Origin of the sequence: Streptomyces cucumeris, from assembly GCF_024295805.1 — a bacterium.
Lineage (GTDB): Bacteria > Actinomycetota > Actinomycetes > Streptomycetales > Streptomycetaceae > Streptomyces > Streptomyces cucumeris.
Genome location: NZ_JANCLX010000012.1, coordinates 103112 through 117388, shown reverse-complemented (window position 1 = coordinate 117388; position 14277 = coordinate 103112). Strand labels below are relative to the sequence as shown.

The window sequence follows — 14277 nt, the reverse complement described above, 5'->3', positions numbered from 1 at the left end:
TCCATGGCGATCGGATCCGGTCTCGGCGCCCAGTTGGGCATCAGTGCCGAGAGCACGTACGGCACGTTCGTGGCCCCGAGCAAATTCCTGGAGTTCACGAAGGAGAGCCTGGTCCTGAAGAAGACCACGGCTCAGAGCTCGGGCATCGCGGCGGGGCGTCTGCTGGCGCTGTCCTCGCGGCGTGTGCTGACCCGCCGCGAGGTCTCCGGCAGCATCGATCTGGAGGTCACCAACAAGGGCATGGGGCTGCTGCTCCAGGCGCTGATGGGTACGTCGGTTACGCCGGTGCAGCAGGGCGTCACGGCCGCGTACCTCCAGACCCACACCCTGGCGGACACGGCGGGCAAGAGCCTGACAATCCAGAAGGGCGTGCCGCTGACCACGGGCACGGTGACGGACAAGAGCTTTCTGGGCTGCAAGGTCGTCTCGGCCGAGTTCAGTTGCGAGGTGGGCGGCATGCTCACCGCCAGCTTTGAGTTCGACGGGAAGGACTGCGACGAGGGGCAGACGCTGGCCACGGCCTCGTACTCGTCGATGAGCCCGTACCACTTCGGGCAGATGGCCGTGAAGACCGGCGCCTACGGCAGTGAGGCGGCGCTCGACGGGATCCGCAAGGTGTCGGTGAAGATCGAGCGGCCGCAGCACACGGAGCGGTTCTACGCCGGTCAGTCGGGGCTGAAGAAGGAGCCGATCTCCAACGACCAGGTGAAGATCACCGGCACGCTGGAGACGGACTACGTGGGCACCGCCCTCGATGACCTGCACACCTCGGACGCTGCGACGTCGCTGGTGTGGCAGTTCGTCGGACCGAACATCGCGAGCACGTATGACGAGACGTTCCGGATCTCGCTGCCCGCGATCCGGCTGGACGAGGGCCCGCCAGTCGTGGACGGCTTCGACGTGGTCAAGCCGTCGTTCCAGTTCACGGGCCTGTACGACGGCACGAACCTGTCGAAGATCGAATACATCAGCACCGACGTCACCCTGTGAGGTGTTCCCGTGCGTGATGTGCGGATCACCGGCACTGGGCAGTTGCTTAACCTCTCCCGCGATCTGCGCCGGGCGGGCGGGGCCCGGTTGCAGCGGAACTTTGCCCGCAGGATCCGGCGGGCGGCGGAGCCGTTGCGCGATGACCTCCAGACCGCGGTCCGCAGCCTGCCGGTGCGCGGGCAGGGCGCGGCCAAGCGCGGCGGTCCCTCGCCGACGTCGCGGCCGCTGCGGGCCACGATCGCCGCGGCGGTCCGGATCAGCGTCCGCGCCACCGGTAACCCCGGTGCCCGGATCTGGATCGACCGGGCTGCCCTGCCGCCGGACATGCGGAACATGCCCAACAAGTTGGACGAGGGCCGCTGGCGGCACCCGGTCTACGGCAACAAGCGCCGCTGGGCCACCCAGTACGCCTCGCCGTGGTGGGACGTGACGATCCGCCGCCACGCCTCCCGTATGGCCGCCGAGGTCGAGCGGGTCCTTGATGACGTCCAGCGTGACCTGAGCTGAAACGAGAACCCACTGTGATCATCGTTTACGTACCCGAGGACGGCGAAGAGCGCCGCTGGGATCTGAAGACCGCCCGCATCACAGCAGTCGAGGCCGAGGCGGTGGAGCGGGCGACCGGCCTGGAGTGGGAGCAGGCCAAGGCCAAGGTTCTCAACGGCTCCATGCTGGCCACGCGGGCTGTGGCCTGGGTGCTGTTGAAGCGCGACCAGCCGACCTTGCGCTACGTCCAGTTCGTGCCCGCGGCGAACGAGCTGGGCTACGACCTGGACGCGGAGGAGATGGCCGCGATCCGCGAGGGCATCGAGAACAACCCGGACCTGGACGAGGACGAGCGGGCGGCCGCTCTGGCCCAGCTGGACGCCGCGTCCACCGCCACCGACGAGCAGCCCGCCGACGGAGCGGATGCGGACCCGGAGACGGTCCCAAAAGACCCGGCCGTCGCAGCATCGCCCGTCGCCGTCTGAGCTACGAGCCGCTGCTCGCGCACCTGTTGCACATCCGCCCGTGGGAGATCGAGCTGCTGACCATCGAGCAGTTTGAGCGGGCTATCGCCTGGATCGACGACCACAACCGGCAGCAGGAGGTGAGCGATGGCTGATCGGCGGATGCGGTTCACCCTCGACGGCAACGACCGGCTGTCCCGGGTTCTGAACCAGGCCGGGGACTCGGCAGACCGGCTGGGCCAGCGGCTGCTGAAACTCGGGGCGATCGGCGGTGCCGCACCGATGGGCGCTGCGGTGCTGGCCGGTACGGGGGCCATGGTCGCGGCGTTCGCCTCGGCGGGGGCTGCGGCCGGCGCGTTCGGCGCGGCCGTCAAGCCGCAGCTGGCCGACGTGACCGAGGCGTCCGAGCTATACACCAAGGCTCAGGAAGCGGCGGCCGAGGGCGGGCAGAAGGCGGCCGACGCGCAGAAGGCGTACAAGGACGCGCTGGCCAAGATGCCGCCTGCGACGCGGGATACGGCGAAGGCGTTCATCGGGCTGAAAAGCGATTTCGGAAAGTGGTCCGACAGCCTCAGCAGCACCACCATGCCGATCTTCACCAAGGGCCTCGGTGTGCTGCGGAACATGCTCCCCAGCTTGACGCCGCTGGTGAAGACAGCGGCGGCGGGGCTGGGCGGGTTCGTCGACCGGATCGACCAGGCGGTCAAGGGCGGCGCGTTCGACCGGCTGGTTCAGCGGCTGGACGGCGCGGCGAAGACGACGTTCCCCGCGTTCCTGAATTCCGCGAAGGACATCGCTGTTGGCATCGGCGGGATCGTGAACGCCTTCCTTCCCGCCTCGGGAAAGATGTCCACCTCCATCGAGGACCTGACGGAGAAGTTCGCCCGCTGGGGTCAAGGGCTCGGGCAGAGCGAGGGCTTCCAGAAGTTCCTGGACATGGCGGGCAACGGAGCCGGAGCACTGGGCAACCTGGGGGCGGCGGCGGGGAACCTGCTGGTGGCGCTCGGCCCGCTCCTGGGGACGACCGCGACGTTGGCGAACGCGTTTGCCAGGGTGATTGCGGCGCTGCCGCCGGAGACGCTCCAGTTCCTGGCTACCAGCCTGATTGCGATCCGGCTGGCCACGATGGGCTGGGCTGCTGCCCAGATGGTGCTGAACGGGGCGTTGACCGCGAACCCGGTGGGGGCGGTGGTCGCAGGGGTGGTGCTGCTGGGTGCGGCGTTCATCACCGCGTGGAAGAAGAGCCAGCGGTTCCGGGAGATCGTGACCGAGGTGTTCGCCGGGCTGGGCGTACCGGTGCTCCAGTTCGCGAAGATCGCGTTGCAGGGGCTACAGCTCGTGGTCGGCGGCATTCTGACCTTCGTCTCCTCCGTCACCGGTATTGGTGCCAAGGCGTTCGGCTGGGTGCCAGGGGTCGGCAAGTACTTCAAGAAGGGCGCGGCCGCGGTCGAGCAGTTCCGCAAGGACACCGACGCCTCGTTCGACAAGGCCATCGGCAAGGTCGACGGGTGGAAGCGCTCGCTGGACAACATGCCGAAGAAGGTCCGGCTGCAGGGCGACATCTCGGATCTGAAGGACAAGATCTCTGAGGCGCGGAACAAGCTCGACGACAAGAACCTGAGCAAGGAACGCAAGGCCAAGCTGGGCGCCGACATCCGCGAGTGGACCAAGAAACTGCACGACGCGCAGCGCAGGCTGGACGAACTCGACGGGAAGAAGGCCACCCCGAAGATCGGGGCCAGCCCCTTCGATCTGTTCAGCGCGGTCAAGCGGTCCGCCGCCGCCCTGAACGGAATCAAGGGCCGAAAGCCCACGATCAGCGCGGAACCGTCCGGCCTGTTCGGCGCGGTGAAGCGGTCGATCTCCTCGCTCAACACGGTGAAGGGCCGGCGCCCTGCTTTGAGTGCGGACCCCAGCGGGGTGTATGCCGGGGTATCCCGGGCCCGCTCCTGGATCGCCTCTGTCACTGGCAAGACGGTTCCGATCAATGTCGTCACCGTAGGACTGGGTGCGGCCCGGGCGGCGATCGCGGCGCTCGGCGGGCCCGGGTTCGCGCGCGGGGGCCTGGTCCGCGGCTACGCCTCCGGCGGCCCGGTCCAGGGATTCCCCGGAGGCGGGGCAGTCCGCGGGCCGGGCAGCGGCACCTCGGACTCCATCCTGGCGATGGTCTCCAACGGCGAGTTCGTCATGCGGGCGAAGGCCGTGGCCCGGTACGGGGTGCGGTTCATGCAGGCCCTCAACGAGGGGCGCCTGCACCTGAGCGGCGCCCGCGCGGCCGCGACCAGTTCGGCCGCCGGATCCGCAGCCAGCAGGACCGGCGACGTGCGCGCCGCGGGCGTGGACATGGTGCGCGGCCTGATCACGGGCATGGCCTCCCAGGCCGGGGCGCTGCGGGCCGCGGCTGGGCGGACCGCGGGCGCTGCGCTGCTGGGTGTGCGGGCCGAGTTGGAGATCGCCTCGCCCTCGAGGAAGATGCAGAAGCTCGGCCGGGACGCCGGGGCGGGCATGATCAAGGGGCTGACCGGTACCAGGTCCCAGATCGCCTCCACGGCGAAGAGGCTCGCCGGAGACATCTGGGATGCGTTCTCCGGCCGTAAGGACAACCGGCTGGTCGGCCAGCTGAACCGGACCACCAAGCGGCTGCAATCGCTGGCCTCGCAGCGGGACGCTCTGGCGAAGCGGATCGCGGATGCAAGGAAGTTCGCCAGCGAGACAGCGTCCACGGCGAAGAGCAGCGCGCAGCTGTCGAATCTCGGGATCGACGAGGGACAGGTGACCGCGGGCAGCATCAAGGCCGGACTCGCCAGCAAGCTCGCACAGATCAAGCAGTTCACCCGGTATGTGGACATGCTCGGCAAGCGGGGCCTGCACAAGACGGTGCTGCGGCAGATCCTCAACATGGGCCCCGAGGCCGGGTACGCCTACGCCTCCGCACTGGCCGGGGCGGACAAGGGGACCCTGGGGACGATCAACTCCCTGCAACAGCGGATCAACACCGGGTCGGACAACCTCGGCCGCCTGGGTGCGGACCGGCTGTACGACTCGGGGAAGAACGCCGGGAAAGGCTTCCTCAAGGGCTTGGAGGGTCAGCAGAAGAACATTGAGAAGCTGATGCTCAAGATCGCCAAGGGGATGCAGAAGTCGATCCGCCGGGCGCTGGGCATCAAGAGCCCCAGTACGGTCATGGCGGAGATCGGCCGGTACTCCACCGAGGGCCTGGCCCGCGGCCTGCTGGAGCGTGTGCCGGTGCTGGAGTCGGCCATGGGCAGCGTGGCGGGCACGGTCTCCGCCGTCCGGCCTGTGGTCGGCAAGCCCGCCGCAGCGCCCTCGGCGAGGGGCTCGGCGCGGCCGAGCGAGGTGCACATTCATGTCGATGTGACCGGCGCCCTGGACCCGCACGCCACCGCGAGGGCGATCCGCAAAGAGCTGCTGAAGTTCAAGCGGGATCTGGGCGGGATGAATCTGGGGGTGAGCCTGTGATCCGCATCGCGGTAGAGGCCGCGTTCGGCTACGCGCCGACCGCGGCCGCGGTCACCTGGACGGACATCACCGGCTGGGTCAACCTCGGCGAGGGGGTGAAGATCGACCGGGGGGCGTCCGATGAGCTGTCCGAGACCCAGCCCGCCACCGCGACCCTGGTCCTGGACAACTCCGACGGTCGCTTCACCTCGGGCAACGCCGCCTCGCCGTACTACCCGAATGTGCGGCGCAACTGCCCGATCCGCGTCCAGGTCGTCAGCACGGCGAAGAACCTGGTGCGGCACCCCAGTTTCCAGGACGAGACGGGGGACCAGGATTCCGGCGGCTGGGACTACGGCAGCCCCGGGCCGCTGTCGTCGTTCAACGACGACACCCGTTCCCACTCCGGCACCTGGTCCCGCCTGGTCAACTGGGACGACTCCGGGACCGGCGGCCTGTACGGGCAGACGCTGTACGGGCTGAACATCGGCGTGACCCACACCGCCAGCGCGTGGGTGTGGGTGGCGGCCGGTGACCCGCCGGTGCGGCTGGTCATCGACGGCACCACCGCAGGCGCCCCCTCGACCACGACGGGAGCGTGGCAACAGATCACCGTCACCTGGACCACGACGGCCGCCGTGCACCGGCTGGACGTCACCACCTCCCTCACCTCCCCCGCGGCGGGAGATCAGGCGTGGGTCGATGACGTCCAGGTCGAGGAAGGCGCGGTGCCAACAGGGCTGGACGGCGACGGCGCGCGGCTGCATCCGCGGTTCCGGGGCATGGTGAATCAGTGGCCGATCTCCTGGAACGGGCTGCTGTCCAAGGTCACCATCACCGCCACGGACCTGTTCAAATGGCTGGCCCGGCTGCCGCAGTTGCAGCCGCTGCTGGTCGAGGAGGTGCTGCGGCTCGGGCCTTCGGCGTACTACCCGATGTCGGAGCCGGCCGACTCCACCACGGCCGGGGACATCTCCGGCCTGGGCGCAGGATCCATGCGGCAGATCCAGGGCGGTACCGGCGGCACCGTCACCTTCGGTGAGACGGCCGGCCCGCCGGCCACCGGTCAGAGCGCGGCGCAGTTGACCCCGGTGTCGGCGACGTCGGGGCGGTATCTGCGCGGCGACCTCGGCCCGCAGACCGAGGCAAGTGGCACCCCGCTGTTCTTGGAGGCGTGGTTTAACACCACGACCCGCGGCCGCCTCATCTGCGCGGCCGCGTCCAGCGACGGCCAGTACCAGCTGCATTTCCTTCTCGACGGCAGCACCGGTGCGCTGGGCATCGAGTACACCAGCTCCGGCCTGCCCCGGACCGCGGTATCGGTGGCCACCGGTGCGCTGGACGACGGGGCGTGGCATCACCTGCTGTACGACCAGGGGGCGGGCAGGGTCTACCTCGACGGATCCACCTCCGGCTACACCGTGTTCGTCGACAGCATGCTGCAACTGCGGACCCTGTGGGTGGGCGGCTATGGCGCCAATCGCATCTGGTCCGGTGCACTGGCCCATGTCGCTGTGCACCTGCCCCTGGATCCGTTCGCGCTGACCGATTATCTCGACCACTACGCGGCCGGTGCGGCCGGGTTCGCGGGTGAAGACGCCGGGGGGCGCGTGGAGCGCCTGGCCGGGTACGCGGGCATCAGCTCTGTCACCGTCTCTGGCACCTTCGATGAGATGGCTTCCCAGGGGGAGGGCGGCAAGTCCGCGCTGGAGATGATGCGGGAGGTTGAGGCCACCGAGTCCGGGCGGCTGCTGTCCGACCGGGACGCCGCGGCGCTGGTGTTCCAGGGCCGGGACCTGCGCTACAACCCGGCGCCCGCAGTGACCCTGGCCTACGCCGATCTCGAGACGGACGGCGTGGAGTTCGCCGACGATGATCAGAAGCTGGTCAACTACGCCACCGGCAGCCGGCCGGGCGGCGCGACGCAGACCATCACCGGCCCCGCGTCCATCGCCGCCTTCGGCCGGTACGAGCAGAACGTCACCGTGTTGAAGAACGACGACGACCGCGTGCTGTCCGCGCTGCGGTGGATGGTGCACCGCTACGCCAACCCCCTGCCCGAGCTGCGGCAGATCGCCGTCCAGGCATACAGCCTGCCCCTGGCCACGTATCGGGCGCTGCTGGACGCGGACGTCTCCACCGCGCTCACCATCACCGGCCTGCCCGCCGAGGCCCCGACCAGCGAGACCACGGCGTTCTTCGAGGGCTACTCCGAGACCCTCAGCCTTGCCGGGCACCAGCTCGACATCCACACCAGCGCCGCCGACACCGACACCGTGTGGATCCTCGGCGACCCCACCTACTCGGCGCTGGGCCTGACCACCCGCCTGGCCTACTGAAAGGGGGTGCTCGCGTGGGCGCGATCGTCCGCAGCGAGACCTACTACCGCCGCCCCTCCACCTGCACGCAAGCGAAATGGGACGCGGCCACGTGGCCCGAGCGGGCCCTGATCTGTCTCGAGTACGTCCTGCGCATGCGCATCCCCCGCCCCGAGGGCGACAACGGGCTGAGCGCGTGGGCGCGGATCGACTCCGGCCGCTGGCTCGCCGAATGCCCCACCTGCGGCTCGGCGCAGATCGTTACCCCCACCGACCCGCGCATGACCTGCTGCCGGGACTTCACCGGGTGGACGACCCTGCTCATGCCGGCCGACCCGGACGCGGTCGAGGCGCCGCTGGCGGGCCTGCCCACCCGCGAACAGTTCTGGTGGGCCGACGACGATCCTGCGAATCCCGCGAACCAGCAGCCCACCGCCCCGGGCCCGACCGATCCCGGAGGTGAGCTGTGACCTTCGCGCCCCGCACATGGAACGCCGGTGAGACCGTCACCGACACCATGCTGAACACCGAGGTCCGTGACCAGTTCAACGAGATGTTCGCGGCCTGGACCTCGTACACCCCGGCCTGGACGGCGGCCACCACCAACCCGGTCCTGGGCAACGGCACGCTGGCCGGCCGGTATCTCAAGGTCGGCCGCACCTGTACAGCGCACATCAACCTGATCACCGGCTCGACCACTACCTACGGGGCCGGGAACTACGCGTGGGCACTGCCGTTCGCCGCGGCCAACGCCGGGTGCTCCTACGTCGGGCATGCCCACCTGCTGGCCGGTACCCGCTGGATGGGGCAGACGGTCATCAGCCCGGCCGCGACCACCGCATCACCGTTCTTCCCCACCAACTCGACCACCACCACGGCATCGTTCCTTCAGCCCACCGTGCCGGTCACCCTCGCCTCCGGCCACCAGCTGCGCATGACGTTCACCTACGAGACCGCCAGCTGACCCGAGAGCAACCGCCGCCCCGCGCCGCCCGGCCGGGGCGTTTCGCATGCCTGGAGGATCCATGAGACTCATTCACCGCTCCCAGTGGGGAGCACCGGCCACCTCGGCGGCCACCTACATCGCCTCGACCCGAGGGGTGAAGGTGCACTACCTCGGCGAGCGGTACACCAGCCGCTCGCACGACCGGTGTGACGACTACGTGCGGGACATCCGCGCCGCGCACCTGGCGAACAAGAAGGAGAACTACTCCGACATCGCGTACTCGATGCTGGTGTGCGAGCACGGGTACGTCTACGAGGGCCGAGGCGCCCACAAGCGCACCGGCGCCAACGGCAACTACGCCCTCAACAGCAACCACTACGCCGTCTGCGCGCTGCTCGGCAGCGAGGGCATGACCAAGCCCACCGACGCGATGCTGAGCGGGATCCGGGACGCCATCGAGTACCTGCGCACGCATGGCGATGCGGGGGACGAGATCCGGGGCCACCGCGACGGATACGCGACGGCTTGCCCTGGCGGACCGCTGTACGCCTGGGTGAAGAAGGGCGCGCCCCGACCCGGCGGCCAGGACCGCGACACGGATCCGCCCCCGGCCGGGAGCGGCACCAGGTACCAGCCGCCCGCGTTCCCCGCCGGCCTGCGGCCGAACTCAAAGTCGCCGTCCGCCCGCGGTCTCCAGAAGGTCATGAAGAAGCTCGGGTTCCTCGCCGCCTCGGTGCCCTACGCCGACAACTACGGGCCCCAGACACAGGAGGCCGTGGCCCGCTTCCACAACAAGTACACCCAGTTCCGGGCGCCCGGGCTCAAGCACGACACCGCGATCGGCCCGCGCGGCTGGGCGTTCGCCCACACCAAGGCATACGGAGGAAAGTGATCATGCTGACTCGCGGCTTCTGGAAGGCCACCGTCGAACGGGTCGTCAGGACGTTCGCACAGGCCGAGCTCGCTCTCCTCAGCGGGGACGGCCTCGGCATCCTCGACGTCGACTGGGGCCAGGCGCTGTCCGTCGGCGGACTGGCGGCGGTCCTGGCGCTGCTGACCGCTGTGGCATCGTCCGGCGGGACGGAGGGCCCGGGGCTCACTGAGACCGTGCGGCGCCGCCTGTGACACCCCAGGACCCGGGCGTGTTCATCAGCTCGGCACAGATGTACCAGGAGATGAGGTCACTGCACGATGCCGTCACCAGAGTGGATTCCAAACTCGAGGCATTGACGGGACAGACCGCGCAGCTTTCCGATCACGAGAACAGGATCCGCTTGCTGGAGCGTGGCCGCTGGCCACTGCCCACTATCGCCGTGCTGGCTGGTGTGGCTGGTGCCGCGACCGGCCTGATAGCCCTCTTCCAGCATTGACGAACGTGCCCCCTCTGGCCTCCGGGCCGGAGGGGGCTCTTCGTCGCGCGCAGCCCTCGCCGCTTCCTTGGTGTTACCGGTCGTGTCCGGTTGGGTGCCAAACGGCCCTGGTGCCCTTACGCGGAGAAAGCCCCCTGAATTGGGGGGAAGCCAACATGTGGTGCTGAGGAGTCGCATAGCTGCGCGTGCCCTACACCCCGAGGCCAGGGCGCGACGGGAAGAGCACGGACGGGTGGACGCGCGCTGCGTTTGTAACGAATGGGCAAAACGCGAGGACTCATGCGTCGGTGCCCCGTCCCTCATATCACAGGAACCCGGCTTGGCTTCACGTGACTGTAAGCCCCGGCTCAACATCCGACAGCACAGCGAGAGGAAACTCCCGTGTCCATTCGCGTACTCCGACGAGCAGGAGTCGCCCTGGCGGCCATCGTTGCCATCACGGTGCCGTTCACAGCAGGCGCCGCCGAGCCGAAAGGCGCGTCCCATTCTGCCACCGCGACCGAACAGCAGCGGGACGGCAACAGGCCCATTGACACCGTCATGTCCGGCAAAAGCTCCGCTTCCCATGCCTCCACGACCGAGTACCACCGGCCCCGGCCCAGGTGGGAATACCACCTCAAACCCATGTGTAGGGAATTCGCGGCAGATATCCGCAAGGGTGCGAACTACTGGGGCGGAGGCGTCGAGACAAAGTCCAGCGGCACTTCCGTGGACTGCATACCCGCTTACGTCAGCTGCGGTGGGCGCCAGGCGGCATACGGTTGCAACTCAGGCGGGAAACAGATCATGCTCTGCACGAAGCCGCGGTGCCCCGGGGACTTCGCCCTGCTCGCCGCCCACGAGTTCGGCCACAACTGGTACGGCCACTCGGGCAAGGGCGAAGGTGACTGGAGCAGCCCCGCAGCGGTGATGCGTACCGGGAACAAGTAGTCCTCACCAGACGCAGTGGGGCCGACTGCCTGGGCAGGCGGCCCCACTGTGGCGCGTATCTGGCCATGGTCACGGTTGTGGGGCCGTCACCATGCCGGGCGTGCCGTCAAGGATGGCGATGCGAACTGGAATCGTGTGGCGGCTACCCGGACTCGGAGGTCACGGTCGTGCTCGCCCGCTGACGCCCTACAGTCTCACCCTCTCGTCTAGCCTCCGGGCTGGGCGAGGGGGCATTCGTCATGTCTGCACAGCGCGACGGCCCCCACCGAAGTGGGGGCCGATCAGCCGTACCCCCGGAGCCGACCGCGGGTACCGTTCTGAGTGTCTACGTCAGAACGGAGCTCAGTATGCCCGAAATCTTTGACGTGCCGGAGAGCGCACAGACGAATGGCCAGAGGCTCGCCCGTCTGCGGATGCGCCGCCGATGGGATCAGCGCAGGCTGGCGCAGGAGAGTGGCTACTCTCTCTCGTCCGTGAAGAAGTTCGAGCAGGGGAAGCGGTCGTTGGACCGGGCCGACGTGATCCTCACGTTCGTCAAGGCGCTCGACTGCCACCCCACCGAGATCACTGGTCAGCCGTACACGCCGACTGACTCGGACCTCGACGGTCAGGCCGCGGTCGCTGCCGTCGCTGCGGTGCGGCGTGCACTCCTACGTCACGGCCGCCCTGCTCGGCCTTCTGATCAAGAGGCCGCCGAGGTAGACCTTCCCGAGCTCCGCGCGCGGGTCTCTGAAGCGAATCGGTACCGGCAGACTGCCGCGCTCGCGAAGAGCGGGAACCTGCTGCCGGCGCTGCTACGTGACCTGCAAGTCGCCGTCGACGTCTCCACAGGAGACGAACGCCGGGCGGCATACGACCTGTTGGCGTCCGGCTATGAGTGCGCCATGCAGTACCTGTACAAGCTCGGCCGCAGCTCGGATGCGACCCTCGCCACCGAACGGGTTGTGTGGTCCGCGGAGCAGACGGACGACCCGCTGCGCGCGCTGTCTGCCCGCTGGTATGACGCTGGCGAGTTCCTGAGTATCGGCGAGCATGACGAGGCTGGCGCCATCATCGATGAAGCCCTCACCAAGCTGGGGCGCATCGGCAGCGAGCAGCCGGAAAAGGTCTCCCTCACCGGGGCCTTCCACCTCAAGGCGAGTCTGAACTATGCACGGGCCACGGCGGGGAAGGCGGCCGAGGCCGAGTTGCAGAAGGCGGAGCGGCTGGCTGCTCAACTGCCCGGGGACCGCAACGACTACCAGTTGCAGTTCGGCCCGACCAATGTCGCCATCTGGTCCGTCTCGCTGCCTGTGGAGATGGGGAAGGGCCGGGATGCGGTGCGCCGCGCGGAGCACATGGCGGGCAAGTTCCCGGCCAAGTACGCGCAGGAGCGGCGCTCGCACCACTACATCGACGTGGGCCGGGCGCGCTACTACAACGGGCAGCACGACCATGCCCTGGACTCGTTCCTCGAGGCCGAGCGGCTGGCGCCGCAGGCGACGCGGATGCACGCGGGGGTTCGCGAGACCACCAGCACCATGCTGAACACGAATCGCAGTCGAGCGCTACTGGAGTTCGGCATGCGCCTCGGCGTGGTCTGATCGAGGTAGGGACACAGTTTGTGTCCCTACCTCTGTTACGGCGCCCTTACGGTCAGTCATCACTTGATAGTCGATGACACCCGGGGGCCACCGTGCCGACGAATACCCAAGCCCTGCTGTGGGCACCGCCGCCCGCGGTGGACGTAGAGCCGTTACCTGTGGGGAAGTGGTGGGACGCCGTCCGCGTCACGTCGCCCGTCGGCGAGCGCGCCCTTGAACTCCTCGGCGACGACACCGGCGCCGTCATCCAGGACAGCTACGGCACCCTCTACTGGCTCATCACCATCGGCTCGGCTGCCAGCTGGCACCTCCGCGGGACCCGCGTCCTGTGCGAACTGGCCGACGAAGCCACATACCTGGGCGTGCCGCCAGTCGACTGGACCGAGCCCACGCGCAGGGGCCACACCCACTGGCGCGTACCCCTCGGCCCCGACCGGTACCTGACCGACACCCGCGCGCTGTGGCAGGCACTCGCGGCCGCGGACCACGCCGAGCTCGGACCCCGCGTCGAAGGACGCCAGCTCTGCGTCCGCTGCCAACTCCCCACCGACGAACCGGTCCTCGTCGGGGAGGAGGGCGGCAGCCTCGGCAGTGCCGTCTACGTCTGCCCCCGGCACGCCCCCGAGTACCGGCGGCACGACCCGCTGGCACTGATGGTCGCGCTGCGCCGCGGCCCGGACGCCTGATGGGCGGCCAGCAGACCCCCGTCCTGCCCGCGGCCGAGGAAGAGTGGCGGGCAGCGATCGAGCACGCCGCGGCCTGCCTCGCCTGCCGCACCCCAGGCACCGTATGCGAGACCGGCGAGACCCTGCTCGCCGCCTACAACGCGGCCACCCGCCGGGCCCGCGAGGCCACCCCCTAGACCGGGTGGGCCGCTGGGTGGTCCGGGCTTCCCCCGTACCGGACAGATGTCCCCAGCGGTCCACCCTCCAGACCCCCGCCCCGGTCGCTCGCTGATGGTGAGGACGGTCGGCCGGGGCGGGCCGCAAGACGGCGCGGGGACCGACTCCCCGCAGCACTGCGAAGGGACACACACCATGGCCGGACCGTCGTTCGACTTCGTGAGCACAGCGTTCTGCCGCGACAAGAAGGTGGGCAACTGCCCGCAGGTCGCGCTCAACGTTCCCGGCGTCGTCGCGCTCCGGGACAGTGAGCGGCCCGGGGAGGTCGTTACCATGACGACCGATGCCTGGCGGCAGCTGACCGACGCCGTGAAGGCTGGCGAGTACGACCTGAGCGCCTGAGAGCAGGACCCCGTGAAGTGTCCCCGCTGTTCCGATGAGTGCCCTACGGACCCTGAGAGCGGAGTGCCGTGGTGTCCTCGGTGCGGGGCACACTTCGGGCTCGCGCCGCCGAAGTGCCGGGGGTTGTGGTCGCGCCGCAACGCGGCCACCCGTACCCCAGTTCGGCGACGGGAGCACTGAGCGGAAGTCGGCCCCGCCCGCATGTCACTCCGGTGACGCGCGGGCGGGGCTTTCGTGTGATTGAGGACACATCCCCCCTGGGTGAAGGGGAGTTCAGCCCGCCCCTCCCCGGCGCCCCGCCAACCTAGATCGTTTTCCTTCCGGGCCAGCAGCGGGCCAGCTAGCGATCTCCACGGGCCTCCGGAATGGCAGAAACCCAGGACGGATGGTCTCCGACCTGGGCTCTAACGGTGGGTCATCAGGGGCTCGAACCCTGAACCAATGGATTAAAAGTCCACTGCTCTGCCAATTGAGCTAATGACCCGCA

15 protein-coding genes and 1 tRNA gene are annotated in these 14277 nt (G+C 69.0%); 15 read left to right on the top strand and 1 reads right to left on the bottom strand.

What is annotated here, in order from left to right; genetic code table 11:
- Nucleotides 1-3: 3 nt before the first annotated feature.
- The 15 genes from NMK44_RS19670 to NMK44_RS19600 all read left to right on the top strand — a co-directional run bounded on the left by NMK44_RS19670 (nucleotide 4) and on the right by NMK44_RS19600 (nucleotide 13790).
- On the top strand, nucleotides 4-990 hold the full coding sequence (locus NMK44_RS19670; RefSeq protein ID WP_254744866.1) for a phage tail tube protein: 987 nt from the start codon (nucleotides 4-6) through the stop codon (nucleotides 988-990).
- A 9-nt stretch (nucleotides 991-999) separates the two neighbouring features.
- Nucleotides 1000-1497, top strand: coding sequence for a hypothetical protein (locus NMK44_RS19665; protein ID WP_254744864.1), 498 nt, complete (start codon nucleotides 1000-1002; stop codon nucleotides 1495-1497).
- A gap of 14 nt (nucleotides 1498-1511) precedes the next feature.
- The gene (locus NMK44_RS19660; RefSeq protein WP_254744862.1) at nucleotides 1512-1961 is read left to right on the top strand and encodes a hypothetical protein; all 450 of its coding nucleotides are present in this window, start codon (nucleotides 1512-1514) and stop codon (nucleotides 1959-1961) included.
- A 126-nt stretch (nucleotides 1962-2087) separates the two neighbouring features.
- Complete coding sequence (locus NMK44_RS19655) at nucleotides 2088-5420, top strand: phage tail tape measure protein (protein ID WP_254744860.1); 3333 nt, start codon at nucleotides 2088-2090, stop codon at nucleotides 5418-5420.
- Nucleotides 5417-7738 (top strand): LamG-like jellyroll fold domain-containing protein, encoded by a 2322-nt coding sequence (locus tag NMK44_RS19650; RefSeq protein ID WP_254744858.1) that lies wholly within the window; start codon nucleotides 5417-5419, stop codon nucleotides 7736-7738. Before NMK44_RS19655 ends, NMK44_RS19650 begins: the two co-directional genes overlap by 4 nt.
- A 14-nt stretch (nucleotides 7739-7752) precedes the next feature.
- The gene (locus tag NMK44_RS19645; RefSeq protein ID WP_254744856.1) at nucleotides 7753-8187 is read left to right on the top strand and encodes a hypothetical protein; all 435 of its coding nucleotides are present in this window, start codon (nucleotides 7753-7755) and stop codon (nucleotides 8185-8187) included.
- Nucleotides 8184-8681, top strand: a complete 498-nt coding sequence (locus tag NMK44_RS19640; protein WP_254744854.1) for a hypothetical protein — start codon at nucleotides 8184-8186, stop codon at nucleotides 8679-8681. Before NMK44_RS19645 ends, NMK44_RS19640 begins: the two co-directional genes overlap by 4 nt.
- Before the next feature lie 61 nt (nucleotides 8682-8742).
- Complete coding sequence (locus NMK44_RS19635) at nucleotides 8743-9555, top strand: peptidoglycan recognition protein family protein (RefSeq protein WP_254744852.1); 813 nt, start codon at nucleotides 8743-8745, stop codon at nucleotides 9553-9555.
- Between the two features lie 2 nt (nucleotides 9556-9557).
- Nucleotides 9558-9788, top strand: a complete 231-nt coding sequence (locus NMK44_RS19630) for a holin (RefSeq protein ID WP_254744850.1) — start codon at nucleotides 9558-9560, stop codon at nucleotides 9786-9788.
- A 17-nt stretch (nucleotides 9789-9805) separates the two neighbouring features.
- On the top strand, nucleotides 9806-10033 hold the full coding sequence (locus NMK44_RS19625; RefSeq protein ID WP_254744848.1) for a hypothetical protein: 228 nt from the start codon (nucleotides 9806-9808) through the stop codon (nucleotides 10031-10033).
- A gap of 786 nt (nucleotides 10034-10819) precedes the next feature.
- Complete coding sequence (locus NMK44_RS19620) at nucleotides 10820-10963, top strand: hypothetical protein (RefSeq protein WP_254744846.1); 144 nt, start codon at nucleotides 10820-10822, stop codon at nucleotides 10961-10963.
- A gap of 347 nt (nucleotides 10964-11310) precedes the next feature.
- Entirely contained in the window at nucleotides 11311-12546 is a 1236-nt protein-coding gene (locus tag NMK44_RS19615) for a helix-turn-helix domain-containing protein (protein WP_254744844.1), read from the top strand.
- A 92-nt stretch (nucleotides 12547-12638) separates the two neighbouring features.
- Nucleotides 12639-13232 (top strand): hypothetical protein, encoded by a 594-nt coding sequence (locus tag NMK44_RS19610; RefSeq protein WP_254744842.1) that lies wholly within the window; start codon nucleotides 12639-12641, stop codon nucleotides 13230-13232.
- Nucleotides 13232-13408, top strand: coding sequence for a hypothetical protein (locus NMK44_RS19605; RefSeq protein ID WP_254744840.1), 177 nt, complete (start codon nucleotides 13232-13234; stop codon nucleotides 13406-13408). Before NMK44_RS19610 ends, NMK44_RS19605 begins: the two co-directional genes overlap by 1 nt.
- Nucleotides 13409-13583: 175 nt before the next feature.
- Nucleotides 13584-13790, top strand: coding sequence for a DUF397 domain-containing protein (locus tag NMK44_RS19600; RefSeq protein WP_254744838.1), 207 nt, complete (start codon nucleotides 13584-13586; stop codon nucleotides 13788-13790).
- A gap of 411 nt (nucleotides 13791-14201) precedes the next feature.
- Here NMK44_RS19600 and NMK44_RS19595 read toward each other — a convergent pair.
- A tRNA-Lys gene (locus NMK44_RS19595) sits at nucleotides 14202-14274 on the bottom strand.
- Between the last annotated feature and the right edge of the window lie 3 nt (nucleotides 14275-14277).